The organism is Candidatus Methanoperedens nitratireducens (genome assembly GCF_900196725.1).
Classification (GTDB): domain Archaea; phylum Halobacteriota; class Methanosarcinia; order Methanosarcinales; family Methanoperedenaceae; genus Methanoperedens; species Methanoperedens nitroreducens_A.
In genome coordinates, this window is record NZ_FZMP01000174.1 from 17,905 (window position 1) to 37,000 (window position 19,096).

The 19,096-nt window shown below is 48.4% G+C and carries 18 protein-coding genes; 11 read left to right on the forward strand and 7 right to left on the reverse strand.

Annotated features, from left to right (window positions below; genetic code table 11):
• Positions 1–147 precede the first annotated feature (147 nt).
• The 5 genes from MNV_RS10945 (at position 148) to MNV_RS10965 (ending at position 10,023) form a co-directional block, all read left to right on the forward strand.
• On the forward strand, positions 148–5,214 hold the full coding sequence (locus MNV_RS10945) for a cupredoxin domain-containing protein (protein ID WP_096205998.1): 5,067 nt from the start codon (positions 148–150) through the stop codon (positions 5,212–5,214).
• A 57-nt stretch (positions 5,215–5,271) separates the two neighbouring features.
• Positions 5,272–7,158, forward strand: a complete 1,887-nt coding sequence (locus MNV_RS10950) for a YncE family protein (RefSeq protein WP_096205999.1) — start codon at positions 5,272–5,274, stop codon at positions 7,156–7,158.
• Between the two features lie 164 nt (positions 7,159–7,322).
• Positions 7,323–8,702: a hypothetical protein gene (locus tag MNV_RS10955; protein WP_096206000.1), complete on the forward strand. Its 1,380-nt coding sequence runs from the start codon at positions 7,323–7,325 to the stop codon at positions 8,700–8,702.
• 278 nt (positions 8,703–8,980) lie between these two features.
• Entirely contained in the window at positions 8,981–9,433 is a 453-nt protein-coding gene (locus MNV_RS10960) for an NHL repeat-containing protein (protein ID WP_096206001.1), read from the forward strand.
• Positions 9,434–9,579: 146 nt separating this feature from the next.
• Entirely contained in the window at positions 9,580–10,023 is a 444-nt protein-coding gene (locus MNV_RS10965) for a biotin transporter BioY (RefSeq protein ID WP_257000031.1), read from the forward strand.
• On the opposite strand, the gene bioD is transcribed toward MNV_RS10965, so the two are convergent.
• From bioD to bioB, 6 genes are read right to left on the reverse strand one after another with little or no spacing between them, the layout of a single operon-like run.
• Positions 10,020–10,730 (reverse strand): dethiobiotin synthase, encoded by a 711-nt coding sequence (gene bioD / locus MNV_RS10970; protein ID WP_096206003.1) that lies wholly within the window; start codon positions 10,728–10,730, stop codon positions 10,020–10,022. The two genes, MNV_RS10965 and bioD, sit on opposite strands and share 4 nt — an antisense overlap.
• A gap of 3 nt (positions 10,731–10,733) precedes the next feature.
• A complete protein-coding gene (locus MNV_RS10975; RefSeq protein WP_218838004.1) occupies positions 10,734–11,639 on the reverse strand; it encodes an aminotransferase class I/II-fold pyridoxal phosphate-dependent enzyme in 906 nt (301 codons plus the stop codon).
• Positions 11,612–11,890 carry a hypothetical protein gene (locus tag MNV_RS20275; protein ID WP_218838001.1) on the reverse strand — a complete coding sequence of 93 codons (279 nt, stop codon included), beginning with the start codon at positions 11,888–11,890 and terminating at the stop codon, positions 11,612–11,614. Before MNV_RS20275 ends, MNV_RS10975 begins: the two co-directional genes overlap by 28 nt.
• On the reverse strand, positions 11,887–12,906 hold the full coding sequence (locus MNV_RS10980) for a hypothetical protein (RefSeq protein WP_218838002.1): 1,020 nt from the start codon (positions 12,904–12,906) through the stop codon (positions 11,887–11,889). The genes MNV_RS20275 and MNV_RS10980 overlap by 4 nt, the downstream gene beginning before the upstream one ends.
• Positions 12,907–12,919: 13 nt before the next feature.
• On the reverse strand, positions 12,920–13,699 hold the full coding sequence (locus tag MNV_RS10985) for a 6-carboxyhexanoate--CoA ligase (RefSeq protein WP_096206004.1): 780 nt from the start codon (positions 13,697–13,699) through the stop codon (positions 12,920–12,922).
• Positions 13,692–14,666, reverse strand: a complete 975-nt coding sequence (bioB, locus tag MNV_RS10990) for a biotin synthase BioB (RefSeq protein ID WP_096206005.1) — start codon at positions 14,664–14,666, stop codon at positions 13,692–13,694. The genes MNV_RS10985 and bioB overlap by 8 nt, the downstream gene beginning before the upstream one ends.
• Before the next feature lie 158 nt (positions 14,667–14,824).
• Between bioB and MNV_RS10995 the strand changes: the two genes are divergently transcribed.
• The 3 genes from MNV_RS10995 to MNV_RS19675 all read left to right on the forward strand — a co-directional run bounded on the left by MNV_RS10995 (position 14,825) and on the right by MNV_RS19675 (position 15,850).
• On the forward strand, positions 14,825–15,316 hold the full coding sequence (locus MNV_RS10995; RefSeq protein WP_096206006.1) for an NOB1 family endonuclease: 492 nt from the start codon (positions 14,825–14,827) through the stop codon (positions 15,314–15,316).
• Positions 15,317–15,398: 82 nt separating this feature from the next.
• Positions 15,399–15,671, forward strand: a complete 273-nt coding sequence (locus tag MNV_RS11000) for a hypothetical protein (protein ID WP_096206007.1) — start codon at positions 15,399–15,401, stop codon at positions 15,669–15,671.
• A gap of 5 nt (positions 15,672–15,676) precedes the next feature.
• Entirely contained in the window at positions 15,677–15,850 is a 174-nt protein-coding gene (locus MNV_RS19675) for a hypothetical protein (protein WP_179293941.1), read from the forward strand.
• Between the two features lie 124 nt (positions 15,851–15,974).
• Here MNV_RS19675 and MNV_RS11010 read toward each other — a convergent pair whose 3' ends face one another.
• Positions 15,975–16,607: an O-methyltransferase gene (locus tag MNV_RS11010; protein ID WP_096206009.1), complete on the reverse strand. Its 633-nt coding sequence runs from the start codon at positions 16,605–16,607 to the stop codon at positions 15,975–15,977.
• 142 nt (positions 16,608–16,749) lie between these two features.
• On the opposite strand from MNV_RS11010, the gene MNV_RS11015 reads away from it, so the two are divergent.
• From MNV_RS11015 to MNV_RS11025, 3 genes are all read left to right on the forward strand, one after another.
• Positions 16,750–18,066 carry an NAD(P)/FAD-dependent oxidoreductase gene (locus MNV_RS11015; protein ID WP_096206017.1) on the forward strand — a complete coding sequence of 439 codons (1,317 nt, stop codon included), beginning with the start codon at positions 16,750–16,752 and terminating at the stop codon, positions 18,064–18,066.
• 236 nt (positions 18,067–18,302) lie between these two features.
• A complete protein-coding gene (locus tag MNV_RS11020) occupies positions 18,303–18,530 on the forward strand; it encodes a hypothetical protein (protein ID WP_179293942.1) in 228 nt (75 codons plus the stop codon).
• Between the two features lie 371 nt (positions 18,531–18,901).
• A partial coding sequence (locus MNV_RS11025) for a transposase (RefSeq protein WP_179293707.1) occupies positions 18,902–19,096 on the forward strand: 195 nt, incomplete at its 3' end.

The following is a 19,096-nucleotide window of genomic DNA, read 5'->3' on the forward strand; positions in this document are numbered from 1 at the left end:
GAAAGCCTTGGCCTTCCCTGATTTTTTTGTATGATATGAATTGAATGGGGTCAATACGAGAGCTTCAAATCACCCTTGATAGACCACTTCTTCACTTTGTATTCGATCCCATTTTAAGTTATCTGAATAGAAATTTAAATGGAGTGCATGAAAAACATGGGAATAAATATATCACGGAAAGGTTCTGAATCAATAGTAGAAAAAAATACAGCCCGTAAATCATCCGCGAAGTTAAGAGAATTTACAAGTTTTTTCTTGCTTTTTATCGTCGCAGGAATGATTTTTGGAAGCACGATAACGATAAGTTCGGCAGTATCGCCGGTCGATGTGTGTGTCGCCGGCGGTGCAGAGAGAACGATACACTACGATGTAGCAGCCATCGACGTCAACTTACCAGTCAACGGCTGGGGAGATTTCAACCCCCAGGCTATGATGTATGCCCTCGATGACGCGCTCATAATTCCAAATGTATTCACGCTGCCCAATGTGACGCAAATAGAGGACCCGAATTTCAAGCTCTACGACACGACTGACATGAGCGTGCCAGACAAGATGCAGCCACTTGTGCTAAGAGCAAACAAGGGCGACTGCGTTGAAGTAAAACTGACAAACAGGCTCGATACGATCAATGATACAATCCAGGCCCCGTTTACTTCGGCAAGCGGAGCTGCGAGTCCCATAAATGCTCTTAATGATCAGAGAAAGGTGGGCATGCAGATCAGTGGTCTGGCAGTTGATCCTGCAACATCGGATGGCGCAAACATAGGCTTTAACCCGGATACAACGGTTGCACCCGGAGCTTCTGTAACCTACAGATGGTTTGCCAACAGGACTGGAAGCTTCATGTTCCGTGACTTCTCAAACGCGCAGTTCCCGCAGGATACGATTAACAAAGGACTCTACGGGATGGTCGTGGTCGAAGAAGAGGGCTCGGTGTGGTTTGACTCAATATCCGGCAGAAACTTCCTGAAGATGAAGCCCGGTAAGCAGAACAGTATTGACATCAATGACCTTGAGCAGCAGGGAACGGATGAGATTGGTTTGCCCAGGTACCTTGGCGTAGGTGCAAGCATATTCGCGGTCGTCCACCAGCTTCCAGGAAGACCGCTTCCAAAGGGAGCGATGCTGTATGAGAACGTGAGCGGGAACGACTATAGGAGCTATGTGATGATTATGCAGGACGAGATGGAAGGCATAGTCGGACCTGTTGAATGGAACAATGACGGCAGTATAAAGAAATTCGGTACGCCCTTTTTCCCTGCCACGGGACTGGCTGATTCGACCCTGCTTTTGAACTACAAGTCAGAGCCTCTCAGAAACAGGATGGCTGCATGGTTGAGGCACAGGGGTATTATACCAACGCCAAACTCAGCGCCTGTTACAGGCACGCCTCAGACGGTTATTCTGCCCGATGGCAAGACGATCCTGCCCGGCGATGACTTCTGCAATGGTGGAGACTTCACGGTGGAAAATATGAACTACAAGTTCTTCCCATGCGAGGGAGAGGAATCCCACCTGCAATCATGGCCGTTCGGAGACCCGGCACCGGCACTTCCCAGAGCATACTGGGGAGACCCGGTAGTATTTTACGCAGCCACTGCATCAACACATGAAACACATACATACCACCAGCATACCCACAGGTGGTTCCATGACCCTGACCAGGCGAATATCAGCCTTCTGCCGCTGCCTGAAAACCCGACCCAGAAGAGTAGCAGGCTTGATGTGCAGGGAATAGGGCCCGGCGAGGTATTCAAGATAGTGCTGGAGCAGGGAGCAGGCTCGCAGCTAGGGACAGCAGGCGACTCGATCATGCACTGCCATCTCTACCCGCACTTCGCAGGTGGCTTATGGAGCGCTTTCAGGGTGTTTGACAAGCTGAGAGTAAACTTCACTGACCCAACGAACATCAATTCTAACATGCAGGATAGCACACCACTGTTATATCCGGATGGAACCCAGGAAGCGGTTCTTGTACCTCTGCCAGCCAAGGAGGCGCTTGTTGGCGGTATTACCGGTCCACGAATAGCGCCGGCAGCTCCAAGGGGCATGCCTAACCGCACAGCCGGATTACCGACCGCTGCTCAGCCGGGCTATCCCAACTTCGTGGCGGGCAAGTTCGGGCAGAAGGCTCTTCAGCCGCCAATGTTCGTAATAAATCTGACCGATGGTACTCCTGCAGGAGACAGGGCAGTGCCCACACAGCTTGAGACAGACGCTTCATACGATGGCATCAGACCGGGTGTCACTCTTGTTGACCCGTGCAAAGGTCCGAATGGCGAGTTTGTGCGCCCCGGTAACCCCACTCTAAAGCCTGACAGGATATATGAGCCGTTCGCAATCCAGGTGCCCTTGCTCCTGAACGCCAAAGGCGGGTTCTTCAATCCTGAACAAAGAGCATACGTCGAGAAAGAGCAAGTAGCCGAGGTGAGAAAAGACCCGAGCAAACTCAAGCCGTACTCCTTCAGGGCAAACATAGGAGACTGTGTTGAGGTGCACGGCACAAATGCGCTTCAGCCGGACCCCCAGACGCCTACCCTGGGAGTGAACGACGGCATATTCCACGGCAGCACCATCACGACCGAGGTCTCAAACCATGTTCACATAATAAGGTTTGACCAGCTCGGCTCAGACGGCACCTCTGTCAACTGGAACTATGACATAAGCCAGAGGGCAGGCGAAACAGGAGCCTACAGATGGTTCGTGGACATCAATGGGAGAACGATGTTCAGCCATGACCACCAGTTCCCGACCAGCCACCAGCAGGGCGGTCTGTGGTCTGCCTTCATCAATGAGCCCATGAATTCCACCTACTTCAAGCCCGATGGAACGAATCTAGGGCCTACCATGAGTGCATCGACCTACAGCCTCACAAACAAGACGTATCTGATTAACCAGACTAAGGGTGTAGGGACATCGGCAAACATCCAGGTAGCACCCCTGACCACAACTAACAAGAAAGGGGGAATAAGCGGCGGCGGCTTCCAGGGTTTCAGGGAGTTCGTGGTGCATTACGGCGACTTCACGCCAGCATTCGTGGCTGACCCTGCGACACTTAAGGCAGCATTTGCAGAATTGGGTCAGGGCACAGGTAAGCTTAATGAGAATCCATTCAGGCAGGATCTAGCCGTTTTCAACCCTGCTTTGAGGACAATGCCCTACAACCCGCCCTTCTTCCCGGATGACTTCGGGGCAGACCAGGGCATTACGACGCTTAACTACAGGGTTGAGCCATTCCAGGCAAGGATGGACCTGACAAGCCCGAACGCGACTCAGAGAGAGCCGGCCTATGTCTTCAGCTCAAGAGTATGGGGCGACCCGGAGACAGAGGTGTTCAGGGCGTACTTCGGAGACCCGGTAGTGGTACGCCTGATGGACGGAGCGCATGAGGAGCACCATGTCTTTGAGCTGCACGGTCATCGCTGGCTGCATCAGCCTTCTGATCCTGACAGCTTCCTTACAGACAACCAGGCATCCAATATCGGTGAGTGGTTCAACTACGAACTGCAAGGAAATAAGGACAGGATAGTCCCCGGGCAGTTTGACAAGGAAACAAGTTTCATCATTGCCGGTCTGCCAGGTGACTACCTCTTTGGCTCATCTCCAACGTCTGACCTCTGGAACGGCGACTGGGGAATCTTCAGGGTAGAGAACGGCTTCACGCCAACGCTGAAGGTGCTGCCGGGCCAGCCGCAGCCTCTGCCCATTCCTGAATTGAAACTGCTGGGTCACAACACAGATCCGGGAGCATCGGTTCCGAAAATCAATTCGGCTGACGCAGCTGCGAACATGGCATGCCCCTCGGGTGCACCTCGCAGGATATACAGCGTAGTAGCTATCCAGGCGCTCATGGAGTACAACAGCAAGTATGGAGAAAGTGATCCCTTTTCCCTGATGTACGTTTTGGAAGGGGACGACGTGCGGATAGCGAATGGATTAAAGAAGGATCTGGAACCTCTTGTGATACGTGCAAACCAGGGCGACTGCATTGTTGTCACATTGAAGAATAAACTGCCGGATCTGACGGCTCTTACCGCCGGCAAGTCTGTTAAATTCCCGGATAGTACCCTTTCGACAACATCGCTTGACCCGAAAACGCAGCAGCACACTGGAGATGCACAGATGCCTGCAATAGTAACAGGACTGCCGATAGGCGGTACACGCGATCCTCAAGCACAGTTCGTATTCGCGAAGTGGCCCATGGGAAGGCGCGTAAGCCTGCACCCGCACCTTGTCAAAGAGACGGCAGCCTATGGCGATGGAGCTACAGTTGGCTTCATGCGAGACCAGACAATAGGTCCGGGAGAGAGCGTCAACTACTTCTGGTATGCAGACAAGGAGCTTGGCGCAACGCTGCTTGACGACTACGGAGACCTGAGGAGCCACAGGCACCACGGTCTGTTCGGTGCTCTCATCATCGAGCCCAGCGGGTCAAAATACCTTGATCCCAAAGACCTGTCAAAGGAGATTAAGAGCGGGACAAGCGCTGTGATACAGTTACCGAACGGCAGGCAGTTCAGGGAGTTCGTGCCGCTCTTCGCGGATGGGCTCAACCTGAGGCAGAACGGCGTCCTGATTCCAGATATCCTCGGACCCTTTGACCCTGAAGAAGTACAGCACCAGCCGTGCTCGCCGCCAGGTGCAAGATGCGGTGATGTGGAGGATCAGGGAGAGTATGGTATAAACTACAGGACAGAGAGGCTCATGAATAGAGTACCTCTGGTTCTTGGTCCCCTCGGCGTGCCAGGTGAGGAACTCTTCAGCCCGGATGCATTCAAGGCATTCAGTTCTAAGGCCGCCCCGAACGGCTTCGGCGACCCTGATACACCTGTCTTTGAGGCATTCCTTGGAGACCCGATAGTGTTCCGGCCCCTGAGGCCCGCGGACGTGGCAAGGGTCCGTGCCATAGGAATCACTGGACACGTCTGGCAGCATGAGCCAAAAGACCAGGGCACAAACATCGTGAATGTAGAGGGAAGCTTCGGTGTAGGCAAGTCCTTTAACTTCTGGCCCATAGGCGGAGCAGGAGGAGAGCAGAAGCAACCCGGCGACTACATGTACAATGACAGAATAAACAGCCCGGACGACACCGGTCTGCCTGGAGGGTCATGGGGACTGTTAAGGGTGCGTCCTGTTGCAGGAGCACCTGCAACCACAATCAAGCAACTGACCAGACCTGCAACAGCGGCAGACCTGCCGCAGATCGGACCATAGACATAGATAGACAGGGCCTTCCTGGCCCTGTAATCCATTTTTTTAAAGAGTGGTAAAATGGTAACAGGTCAAAGAAAATATAAAGATAATAAAGTAGAAAGCAAAATCGCAGTTGGGGGAAAACGTAAACAGCGCATAAAGCTATCTATCGTTATTCCAATCATAGCTCTAGCTATCCTGTCGGCACTGATATTCATCAACGGCAGAGGTACATCATCGGGTGAGATAGCAGTAGAGTTCACAGCGCAGCTCTTAGAAGGTGATAACAGCAGCACGCAGGGAGAAAACACTCTTGTGGCAAGAAAAGAAGCGCTTCTCACGTTCAGGCTCAAAGACAACAAGACCGGGCAGCTTGTCTATGGTCTTAGCCCTGAGATCGGCTTCTACCCGGACGAAAATGTAGAGATAAGCCTTGCAAAAGTCCAGCTCTTTGTACTCAACAGCGAGAGAGGAACAATCGAAGTGCTGGACACCTTTGGGGGTTATGACCCAAGACCAGCATCGGTAAAAGGCATGGGGACTATGACCTCAAAGGTCATCAGGCTTAAAGGCTCGCCCAACCAGAAAGTCACAGACATGGTGGCAGGCAGGTACGGTGATTACCTCTATATCACCCTTCCAGGAGAAAATCAGGTAGCGATTGTGAACACAATGACCCATGAAGTGCTCAAATATATCGATGCCGGCTCTATGCCAAGCAGGATGTTCCTTCAGCCCCGGAGCAAGTTCCTCTGGGTCAGTAACGAAGGGTTCGGGGGTGGCGTCGGCATAATAGACACTGTGAACAACACCCTGGCAAAAACCATAGAGACCGGAAAAGGTTATCATCAGGTAGCATTTTCTCCTGAGTTTGCCTATGTAACTAACAGCTATTACAATACGGTTTCGGTGATCCGCCTCAGCGACCTTGCAAAGCTTGAGGACATAAAAGTCCGGGAGACGCCTTACGGGATCGATTACTCAAATGCAAGCGGCGAAGTTTATGTCACAAATGTCCTTTCGGGGACGGTTACTGTGATAGATGCATCAACCCGTAGCATCAAAAAGCATATTCCATTGAGCATGGGTATAGAGCTAATTAAATTCTCGCCTGATGGGCGCAGGGGAGTTGTCCTTGATAAGCATGCCAACACCGCCTATATAATCGATGCAGCAACAAGCAGCATAATCAAGACCGTGAAAACAGGAGAAGCACCCGGTGCTGTGGGCTTTATTGAAGAATACGCCCTCGTGCGCAACACCTACAGCAATGATGTGACATATATCAGCATGGATAACCCCGATGTATCAAATAATGAGCTTGTAGGAGGCGCGCCCCCCCTGAACGTAACACTGCGCAGCCTTCAGACCACCCCGTATGGCGATGAGGTGGTAATAACAAGTCCTGAAGATACCAGGATATACTTCATGCACAAGATGAACGGCGAGCCGATGGTCATGAATTCTGCCACCGTGGAATACGGCTCAAACGCAGTAGCTATTGTCGAAAATAAACTGCATGAAACGAGCCCGGGCACATACCAGCAGTACATCATACTTGACAGGGAAGGTTCATACGACGTAGAATTCAGGTCCGGAAAAATCAATGCTACTTTCAAAATAGAAGTACTGCCTGACCGGACAACAGGGTTCCAGACTGCTGCGCTCTTCAATAAGACCTTCATAACAGGTGGAACATCAACACTTCAGTACCGGATAACGAGTAGAAAAACAGGGCTTTCTGAAGAAAACCTCACCGACCTGATATTTGTTGTTATCAAACCGGGCAAGGGAGCATGGACAAAACGATTACCTTCAAGGCATATCGGCAACGGTACGTATGAGGCAAAAATAGCTTTTCCTGAGGAAGGCGAATACATTGTCACTCTGGCTTCGGGCACGCTGAGCAGCAGGGGATACGAGACAGCGTACGATTACGTTAAGGTTAAAAATGCGACTACGTGAACATATACTATTGTAATGGCTGTCATGTCGATGGACCGCATGCATGCGGTTCTGAGGAACATGAAATTAATATGAAAGGAGTGTAAAATAAACGAAAAGGTGTTAGAAAAATAAAACCAAATGAGGTTAAAGAATTTAGAAAAGAAAAGAGAGGAATGAATAATATGAATAAGAAAAAAACAACTAAAATATTAGCTGCATATATAACCGTATTTATGGTGACTGCGGCATTTGTAATGCCAGCATCAGTGGCTCAGCCGCAAAATGCTGCAACCCCATTCACAGCGGGTCCCGTGAACCCCAAAAACGGCGGCGCCCTGTGGGTACAAGACTCGAACGGGCTGACGCTGCAATTATGCCTGGATCCCTCCCTATGTTTCTTTGATCCAGTGGTTCCTGGAAACCTTTACTCTGAGAGGATCGGCTTCGGGCCTGAGGCGTTCTGGTGGCTCGGTGAGTCCAGTATAAAGAACAAAGGATTTTCTGCTCTCTTAGTGATGGCAACCGAGTTTGCCTGGGCTACCGAGGAGCCCGCCCCAGGGGACCAGTTTCCCTTCACTCGCCTGCGCTTCCGCCTGGATCCTCCGGCAGACGGTACATACACCATCACTCATCCATACGGCGTGGACGTTTTTGAGGGGACCAAGGGTGTACGCATCTTCGTAAGCCACGACATACCGTTTACGGCTCCAGGCCAGAATCAGGGCAAGATCGGGCCGTTCCTGACCAGGGTGTATGTGCCGCCTGATGGCCCTGCCCCGGGATTCATCTCCAAAGGCTTTGATGATGTCGGCCCTGTCACTGGCAGCCCCTTAGGTACTAACTACTTCGAAGTGAGGGCAGTGGATCCGAAAGGTCTCCCCACCATCGACCTGGATAATAACATCAACGGTGTGCAAAGTGTTGTAAGGACAAATGACTTCTCTGTCATGGGCCAGATAGCGACCCGCCATGGTGTGCAGGTAAACAGGGCGGATTACGACTTGGATCCCCTGGACCCGGGCATCGCGGTGTTCGCCTCAACGTCGAATTCGACTCCCCTGGAGACCATCAATGTGAGCGGAGCCGGTCTTACACCAACCGCGATGGCGGCAGGTCCTTCAGATCCAACCGGGGTCTGGAAGAGATACTTTACTTTCATCGTGAACAACGTTCCTCCCCCGTCAATCAACGTAACAAATACGTTGGATCCCGCAGAGGACCCGGCATGTCTGACAGGTGACGCTTTTGGTCCGTCATGTGAGAGCACAGTGGTATACCCCTTGATTGATAGGGTGACCATCACGAAAGCTTACTTCTACAGGAGTACAGGGGAGTTGGAGATATTAGCGTCTTCAACCGACCCCGGCGCCACGCTGACGGCATTCGCAGATGATGGGACAGAGCTAGACGTCCTGACAGGTGGGAGTCTTAAGATATTTAATGTCGCCGTACCTCCGGCTTACGTCACAGTTAAATCCTCTTTCAGAGGTGCGGACACAGAACCAGTCGAAGTGGGCTTCTGCGAACTTGCGGGTAGTAGCAATGTGTGTTTGCGGAAATAAAATTTGAACGAAAAAAGTGGCGATTTAATCGCCACTATATTTTATTCTTATATTTCATCTACGTGCCTGACAACTCAGCTAAGAGCAAAGGTGTATGGCGGCTGACGTTCAACAGCGCTGCGAAGACTGTAGGCAGCCCGTTTTTACTTGCACCGACCGCAGGCTTGGGGGGAACAGACCAACAGCTACAGCGCTTGATTCTAGCGGCAACCTCTACGTAGGGTTTTAAGACCGGCAATATCGTCAAGATCACGAACCCGACCGGGAACTCACAGACGGTGGCTACATTTGGCCAATCTTTTGACGGTCGAGGCATCTCCGGTCTTGCCTTTGCAGGCTCAGACCTGTATCTGGCAGAGAAAGCGGCAGTTACCAGGATAACAGGGGGAGGGAATGCAGTCCCGACATTCATCGATGCGCTTGCGCCGACTGCAATCGTCTCGGATGGCGTAAACTGGATATTCGTTGCTGACACGCCGATAGCTAACACCAATATCCTGAGATACGGTCTCAGTCCTAATACCCGGGATATCTATGCTAACATTGGCGTGTTGCCGGATGGTACAACAAAGCCATTCCAGTTCGTCTCGGGTCTTGCGGTTGATTCAATGGCAAACCTGTACATAGGCGATGAATACTGTCAAAACCTGAGAGGCAAGGACCGACCTGCCGGGGCAATACGATCCCGTGATACCGGGATTGTAAAAACCCGACTGCTGCAACAAATATGACGGAAAAAATCAGAGATCAGGTGTCGGTATAACCTGCCGACATCGTAATATTTTTTAAAGATTGCACTTGGTTTTGCATTTCTGACAGGATTGCTTGCACAGGTTCGTTTTTATCTCCCCTATACCCCCGTGCCTGTGACAGGCAGATTTTTGCCGTCCTTCTATCAGGCGTTATCCTCGGTAAGTGGTACGGGGGCTTGAGCCAGAGTCTCTATGCAGGTTTAGGAGCCGCAGGTATCCCGTGGTTTAATGGTTTGAAAGGAGGCATGGATGTCCTGAGCGGCGTGACAGGCGGATATATCATTGGATTTATCGCCGCATCCCTGATAATCGGGTGGTTTACCGACAGGTATGTCAAATCCCGCAGTTTCACAGGTCTATTCAGCCTTATGCTTCTCGGGATTGCAGTAATTTACCTGTTCGGAGTGATCCAGCTATCGATCGTACTGGGTGTAAATGCGCAAAGAGCATTCGAACTCGGAGCGCTCCCGTTCATAGGTGTTGACCTGTACAAAGCGCTGATAGTCGCAACGATAGCAGCAGCCATAACTCCAGGAACCGCATACGGGAGTGAGATTGATTCCAATTAAAAAATAAAGTGAATGATTCGCTCTATATCGATACTCTCCTCTACCAGCGATACGATGTCCCCGGGTCTTCCCCACTCAACATCTATCGCCGGGTCGTGAGGGATTATACCGAGCACCGGGATACCGGTCAGTTCATTTATTATTTTCGGGCTTGTTTCTTCTGCCACTCCACCTCTGTAATTGTTTACTATTACCCCTATTACAGGTATCCCAGTCCTTTTTGCATGTTCGAGGGTCAGGAAGGTGTGATTTATCGTTCCCAATGCTGCGCGAGCTACGATTATGGCAGGCATGCCAAGATAAGTTATCAGGTCGGAGATGAGGAATTTATTTTTTAAAGGCACAGCAATCCCGCCAGCGCCTTCAACTATTACGATATCGTGCATCCTCTCAAGCTCCAGATAAGCATTTCTGATGAGATTCAGGTCTATAGTCTTTCCCTCAAGCTCTGCTGCCACAGAGGGAGCAAGCGCTTCCCTTAAAAGTACGGGGCATATAAGCCCTGTTTCGCCCTGCTCACCTATCACATCCATCAAAAATTCTGCGTCCTGAGAATAGAGTTTACCGTTTCTCGCAGCAGCGCCGCTCTGAACTGGTTTCATCACGCCGACGTTATATCCTTTATTTTTTAAAGCTCCTGCCAGTCCTGCGGCAACCGCAGTTTTGCCTATGTTCGTATCGGTTCCTGTTATGAAGATTCCAGCCATAACCTATATGTCGAATTTTTCCTTGATTATCCGAATTGCGTCCAGGGAATCATTTATATCCTGTTCGCTGTGCGTTGCCATAAGGGAAGTCCTGATTCTTCCCCTGCCTTCGGGGACAGTGGGGGGGCGTATCCCCTGCGCGAAAATCCCAAGCCTTTCAAGCTCAGCGGCAGCTTCCATTGTTGTCTTCGCGTCCCCGGTCATGACAGGTATAATCTGGGTTTCACTGTTGATTGTTATTCCTATGTCTGTAAGACCTTTCTTATAAAGGGCAACGTTCTGCCAGAGCTTTTTCGCAGGTTTCTCTTTCTCGATGATATCTATTGCAGCTTTTGCCGCCGCAACCGAAGGCGGTGAGAGTGCTGTTGTAAAAATAAAAGATCGCGCCCTGTTACGCAGATAATCTATCAGTTCATCGCTTCCTGCCACATACCCCCCTGTACTCGCAAGGGCTTTACTCAGGGTTCCCATGTTTATATCCACATCCACATTAAAATAATCAGCAGTGCCCGTGCAGTGCTGTCCAAGAACACCTGTAGCATGAGCATCGTCTACCATGACCATTGCATCGTATCTTTCGCCAAGCTCAACAATCTCAGGCAGTGGCGCTATGTCGCCGTCCATGCTGAAGATGCCATCCGTGATGATGAGTTTTTTGGGATGTTTCGACGCGCGCAGTATTTTTTCTATGCACGATACATCCCTGTGCGGATAGACTTTCACTCCCGCGCGACTCAGGCTACAGGCATCGATTATGCTTGCGTGGTTCAGTTCATCGCTGATAATAAGGTCGCCTTTGTTCATTACCGCGGATATTATCCCGATATTTGCCATGTATCCCGTGCTGAATACCAGGGCATCCTCAGTACCCTTGAATTTAGCTATTTTTTCTTCCAGGCTATTATACAGGTCAGTGTTCCCGGTAGTGAGCCTTGCCCCCCAGCCCCTGAACCATACTTTTCTATAGCTTTGATTGCTGCTTTTTTTACCTCAGGGTGAGCGGTTAAACCCAGATAATTGTTGGAGGAGAGAAGTATGAGTTCCCTTCCGTCTTTTATTATCTTTGGCGTCTGTGCGCTCTCGATTGTATTAAGCCTGCGATATAATCCTTTATTTTTAATATCTGCGAGTTCTTCTGTCAGCCAGTTCATCTTATTCATAGCACGAATCTTGGCATTATCTCCGCTGAACCGAAAACGCCGTATATGCCGCGTGCATGGAACTCAAGCCCTGCTTTCATCCAGCCGAGGGCGGGACCAACAACATTTGCCGCCATAGTGGTCTCATCCCCGAGTATGAACCTGTGGCTTGAAACGGCACCGTCAAACGTCCTTCCGGTAAGAGTCATGGTGGTGCTTACGGGTTTTCTAGGATTCCTTGTATCTACTACGCCTCCTACTTTTACTTTTTCGCAGGACACGATTCCTGCCTTCTCAAGCAGCACATCGTCTGCATGTTCCATATTATGGAGATGGAGAATGCCATTTCTATTATCAAGTTCTTCCTTGATCTCAGCACAGGTCATGTTTGCCGCTTTCTCAAGGTTAAAGCCTTCAAGATGTGCAATATCCTCTCGTATTGTTGCGCGGTACGATTCCCAGTTTGCTACACCAACGCCGAAGTTGATATCTACACCTATCACTTCCATAAAAGAATTGGCTGCAATCGCGGCGGCGCATGTGAGCAATCCTGGCGTGGCTCCGGCGCCTGTGATATATGTAATTCCCGCATCATTTAACATATTGTCCAGTCCAAAAATCATCTCAACAGCCTGCGAACGTTTGAGAGCATCCACCATCACGCCGTTATAGCCCTGCCCGGCGAACCCTGACACTATATCAGGAATAAACCTGTTCGTGAGGTTTGGAAGAGCAATAAAAATGCCGTCAAAGTTTTCCGAACTTTTTATTATTTCGCTTATGGCATCATCTGTCCTCTTACCAATATCACCCGGTTTTTTATTCTCAAGAAGCTCTGGATCGATGCCGTCAATATCGATCACGTATCCGGTTTTATCTGCTATGGCTGCAAGTTTCATCTCTTTTTTCTTTGCAATTATTTTTGCTGCTGCCATCCCAAGACCGCCTGCGCCAAGAACTGCGATACTTGCTGCATGATTGTTCGTGGGGTCTCTATTTGTTGATTTTCTCATTTCCAGTACCTGTCGGTGTTTCATTTATTGTCCTCCATTACGGTTTATCCAGGGAAATCTCCCTCAGCCCGCAGAACTTATTTACTAATAGCGGGGTATTTTCCATTTCATGAATGTAATTATCAAGGTCTATGTTGTCCACGAAAAAGACCCTTCCACCGCGGGGGTCTCCTTTTTGTTTTAGATGCGGGATGCGTACATATCCCAGCTTCTTTGAGGCAACATAGCCTGCTGTATAAGAGGGGTCATCAGACCAGCAAAGTTCCGCGATAGTCCCTTTCACCGAAGAGACTTTAGTGGCAAGAACAAGCGCCTCGCTTATATAGGTGTAATATGGTATCAGTCCTGCATCAACAATCGCACGCTCAAGTTCGATGGAGCATCCTTTTGTGATATCCATGCGAGAGACCCTGATGCCGCGATGTTTATCCGGCTCAAGGCGGTTTCCCTGCATACCCATGATAATCGCCCCCCTCATATTCTCTCCATCGGCAGGGCCTTTCTCCAAGAGAAGGATCGCTTTTTCTATGCACAAAAGCGGCAATCCAAGAGTAAGAAGCAGTCCTTTTGCAAGAGCTTTGCCCTCTTTCGCGTTCTCAACATGGGTTAAAATCAGCGGGAGCGATGTTACGTTTTTGATAGGGGTTTTTAAAGCTTCAACGGATATATTTATAAAATCAGGTTTCCCTTTTTCATGAGATAGCGCCCGTTCTGCAAGTGCTGATACGGTTGTTGATATTCCTTTCGTTTCGACAATCCGCTCAGCCCCGGAGATATGCTTTTTGTCTCTCTCTGCCCTCATCCGTACGCTATACATGGACTCCTCCCGGAATAAGTCCTAAATCCCGTATCATCCGTATATCTTCCCCGGGAGCTCTGCCCTGAGTTGTAAGATAGTTCCCGAGCAGCAACCCGTTGGCACCTGCAAGAAGGCAGAGGCATTGCACGTCTCTTAAATTCTTCTCTCTCCCGCCTGCGAGCCGTATATTTTTATCCGGAAGGATCAGGCGGAAAACAGCTATGGTTTTTAGCACTTCCAGCGGACTTACCGGTTTCACACCGGAAATAGGTGTGCCTTTTATGGGGTCCAGGATATTAATCGGTATTGAGTCTACATCCAGTTCCCTGAGAGTGAAAGCAAGCTCCACGCGGTCTCTTATGGATTCGCCCATTCCGATTATCCCGCCGCAGCATACTTCAAGACCTGCATCCCTTGCGATTTGTACGGTTCTTATTTTTTCAGCGTACGAGTGTGTGGTGCATATTTTCCTGAAAAAACCTTCTGAAGTCTCAAGATTGTGATGTATCCTTGTGGCGCCCGCTTTTTTGAGCGCTTCTGCACTCTCTTTCGTGAGCATTCCCAGGGAAATGCAGATGGACAGCGCGGTTTCTTTTCTGATTTTCCGTATCGAGCTAAGTATCCTGTTAAAATCCTCGCCATCCGCTTCTTTCCCGCTTGTAACAATGCAGAATCTTGCTGCGCCTTCTTCCTGCATCATAAGAGCCATGTTAAGAAGCTCTTCCTCATCCAGAAGAGGGTAAGGGGTTATATCAGTATCGTTATGCACAGACTGGGCGCAGAATTTGCAATCCTCCGGGCACATGCCACACTTTGCGTTCACAATCGAGCAGAGGTCAACCCGGTCTCCCAGCCTTGCGCGAACCCTGTTCGCAAGCGAAAAAAGCTCTATGCATTCACAGCCTTCCAGTTCCATGAGTGCTATTGCTTCTGGATAGCTTATGGGGGTACGGTTTTCGAGTTTTGACCGGATGTTTTCAAGCATAAAATTAACGATTGTAAACTTTTTGTTCGAAATGGTTTACAATGCATTAAAATTTACGCTTTGCGCTTTAATCCGAATTTTGCCTGATAAAAACTTTAAACGTTGAGAGATTAAAGTGGATAGCTTATCAAAGTCAGATCGTTTAACAAAATCCAAATATGATCCAAATCGCCGACGCCTCATTATTCATAACCGGAAAAAGACTTGAAGGTAGCGTCGTAACCGTTCCCTCGGTTGTTGAAGAACTAAAGGACGAGAGTGCCCGTACAACCATGGAATTGATGGACGTAAGGGTCGAACCTCCGCTTCAAAGTCTGAAAAAGGAGGTCAGGTTAAAAGCCGGGGTCACAAGGGACAGCGAAGAGCTTTCGGGGACGGATATCGATATCCTCGCAAAGGCGCTGGAGTACTCAAGGCGCGAGGAGACTATCCTTGTCACGGACGATTTTGCTATCCAGAATACCGCTATCCAGCTTGGTATCAGGGTAATGCCGGCAGCGCAGAGGAAGATAAAAGATGTTCTTCTCTGGCAGAAGCAGTGTATCGGATGCAAAAGACGGTTCCCGGAGGGGGATGTTTGCCCTGTGTGCGGCACACAGATGAAAAAAGTGAGGAAAGGTAAAATAACAAGCGTTAAGCGACTCGGTTAAGTATAAATACTAACAATTATAAATCGTACTTGTCTAAAAATAGACCAGTTGTGCTAAAAATCGCAAACGTTTTGAATAATTCATGTTAATCGGGGAGTGGGACTTTACTGATGAGGAACAAACAATCCTCTCAATCCAAATAATCGTTGAAAAAAAATTATATTATGAATCACTAATCAAAAGAGGGAGTGATATAAAATGCCAGGAATGGAAGAAAGAGGAACAGAGAACGAACTCAAAAGGGGGGAGAGTGGCGAAACCGCTTTGGGCAAATGATGGAACAGGAGGGCTATCGCTTGACCCGGAAGAAACCGGAGACTGTCAGGTAAACGGAGGAGATGAACGATGCAAATGAGGTCAATGAACGAAGTTGTTCTATGGATGGAAAACTGCGTACCTGAGCGACTTGTACCAAACACCGTAATGTTGTGCATCAGGAACATGTTCATACTTGAGAATATGCGGGATTTTCTTTATGATGAATATACTGCGATCATAAAAAGCAGCGGAGATGCGGGGATTATTAGATTGTAAGCCGGGAATAACAAAATGAAATACAAGCACTGTCCTGACTGTATTAGACCTGTATGCCAGAGCATTTTACTTTGCATGGCTGCATGAATTATAGGAAAAAGATATTAAGCGGGTCTTTTCATATTCAGAACTTCCATGCAAGGGTCAACCCGTCGCGAACCGGGAGCATGACTGCTTCCACGCGCTTATCGTTAGATACATGCCTGTTAAACTCTACGATCGCTCTATCTGTTTCATCTTCAGGATCAAGAACGCCGCCGCCCCACAGCACGTTGTCAGCTACCAGTAAGCCGCCGGAGCGGGTTTTAGGCACGCATGACTCCCAGTAATTAACGTAATTCCCCTTGTCTGCATCTATGAACACCATATCGAATGGTCCCTTAATTGTTTTGAGCGTTTCAAGCGCATGACCGAGCCTCAATTCAATTTTCTTACCGTGAGGGCTGCGGCTCCAGTACTTTTTTGCTATCTCTGTTACCTGCGGATCTATATCACATGTGATGAGTTCTCCATCCTCAGGGAGTGCTTCTGCCATAACGAGCGAGCTATACCCTGTAAATGTTCCTAATTCAAGAACCCGCTTTGCCCCAAGAAGGCGGACAAGTGTCCGCAGAAATGCGCCTTCAAGATGTCCAACCTGCATCTCAGGGAATGCTGTTCCGGCATATGTCTCAGCCACAAGTTCACGCAGAAGGGGCGATTCCGGGGCTGTGTTCTCCCTACAGTAAAGTTCAATTTTCTCCGGTACAATCCTCATGCTATTATTCATATAACTGGACGTAGCTAAATAAATAGCTAAAAGGTGGTATAATGTTATAGAGAGGCGTAAGCCGAAAGGATAGCAAAGGGGTTATAAAAGACCTGAAAATTATAAACCGGTACTTTGAATGGGGCAGAAAATGGGGTTTTATAAAAGAGATAAAATACGTAACTACAGTAGAGAAAATGAACGCCATAGAGTAGTGATCGTAGGCGCAGGTTTTGGAGGACTGTGGGCGATAAAAACCCTTACCCGCTACCCTGTAGATATCTGTCTAATAGACCAGAATAATTATCATACTTTCTTTCCCCTGTTGTACCAGGTCGCAGCAGCAGAGCTGGAACCTGAAGATATAGCCTATCCTGTTAGAAGTATTGTTCGCGGGTTTCCAAATGTTCGCTTTTTGCTTGCAAAAGTAAATAAAATTGATCTGAAAGCACAGATCATAGAAACAGATGTTCGTACTGTGCATTATGATTTCCTGATTCTTGCCATAGGAAGTGTAACTCACTTTTTCAACATCAAAGGAGCCAAATACGTATACCCTCTTAAAACTCTTGAACAGGCAATAGATATTCGCAATCAAATCCTGACCTGTTTTGAAAAAGCAGCATATGAGCCTGATGAGGAACGCCAGAAAAGTTTGCTGACCTTTGTTATTGTAGGGGGCGGCTCAACCGGGGTAGAGTTTGCAGGCGCCCTTGCTGAATTGACCTATGGTCATATGAGAAGGGATTACAGGAACCTGGATTTCGGAAAAGTCAGGGTAATACTCCTGGAAGCAGCGGGAAAACTACTTCCAAACCTGCCGGACCGTCTTGGTAATTATGCCCGTGAGAGGCTTAACAGGGTAAAGGTGGAGGTCCGCTTTAATTCAAAGGTCAGTGAAGTCGGACCCGGCGAAGTGAAACTTACTGATGGCTCTGTGATCAGGACTTATACCACTGTATGGACAGCGGGAGTAAGAGGTGAGCCTGCACTGAATAGCTGGGGACTGCCTTTAGCTCCGAACGGGAAAGTGGCTGTTCTGAATACACTTCAAATTCCCGGTTATCCCAATGCATATGTAGCAGGAGACCTTGCGTACCTGGAGGAAGGTGGACGCCCACTACCTATGGTTGCACCCGTTGCGCTCCAGCAGGGAGTAGCAGCAGGAGAGAACATCGTTCGCCAGATCTCCGGTAAACCTCCGGCATCGTTCCATTATAACGACCAGGGCATTATGGCGGTTATCGGGCGAAGGGCAGCAGTAGCCTATCTGTTTAACCGCTTCGGTTTCACAGGATTCCCTGCCTGGATCATCTGGCTGGGGGTACACCTGTTCAGACTTATCGGTTTCAGGAACAGGCTCCTGGTCTTGACGAACTGGGCATGGGATTATATTTACTATGAGCGTGTCGTGCGCCTTATATTACCTGCTAAACCGCCATCAGAAAAACATAAGGAAGAATCTTGAAAAGGATGTAGTGGTAAAGATATCCATCATTGATGAATTAAAAAAGAGTAATTTCAAGGAGTGGTTCGAGGTGGGGAGCAGGTAAGGACCATTGCCACAGTTGAATCATTTATCTTTAACTCTTAACTATCTAGTGATTTTTATATTTCAATTCAGGAAGAATTTGGGTATAATACTGGGAAACCATTAATATCACAATTATCATGAATAACAATGTCGTACACCAGGTGGGAAAAATGCTAGAAACTCCTGAAGAAAGAATAAAATTGTTAAGAGCTGGTTTCACAGGTGAAACAATCGAGAGACTTTATATTGAGATTAACAATTTCAAAATAGTTCATACTCCGCCCCTTGTTGGATTGGTTGAGCTCGATAGCCTGCAGAATAAGAAGACCTGCATAAACTGTGAAATAGCAGTCGAGTGTGAGCAATCTTTTTATGAAGAAGGAACTCCTCTTTGTTAAAACTCAATTCATTTCAATTTGAGTTTTTAAGCAGACGTCTTGGTCCCTATCATGTGAAGTATTGCACACTAAATAAGATAATGCCTTGATTTTTTTCTTCAGCGCACTTATAAATTAAGCATCGGCTGTTTAACTCGTTTTCCTTTACACATCCGGGACAAATCCTATTAATAAAATGCTGACATATTTCGCAGGCAATACCACATCTAGCAATAGCGATTCCTGTTTTTTTCCACCATCCATTTTTCCTCTGGGTCTTTTTTAATCGATTTACATTAATCAATACCTTCGCCACATCACTATATCTATAAGATAAGATGAATAATTCTGGGATATACCACTTGTCCTACCGATATATCCCAGGAACTTGTATGTTCAACATTATTTCACGTCTTCAATGTTTAAAAACCTGTCTGAGTTCAACGGCTATATCTCAGTTGAATGTCATCGTGACAGCGCTATTAGCCATGACCGGTCAAGTTACCATGCCTGGTATTTCCCGTTGGGCAGGAGAAGGTGGAAGTTATCGTACTGTTCAACGATTCTTCAACACTCCTGTTGCATGG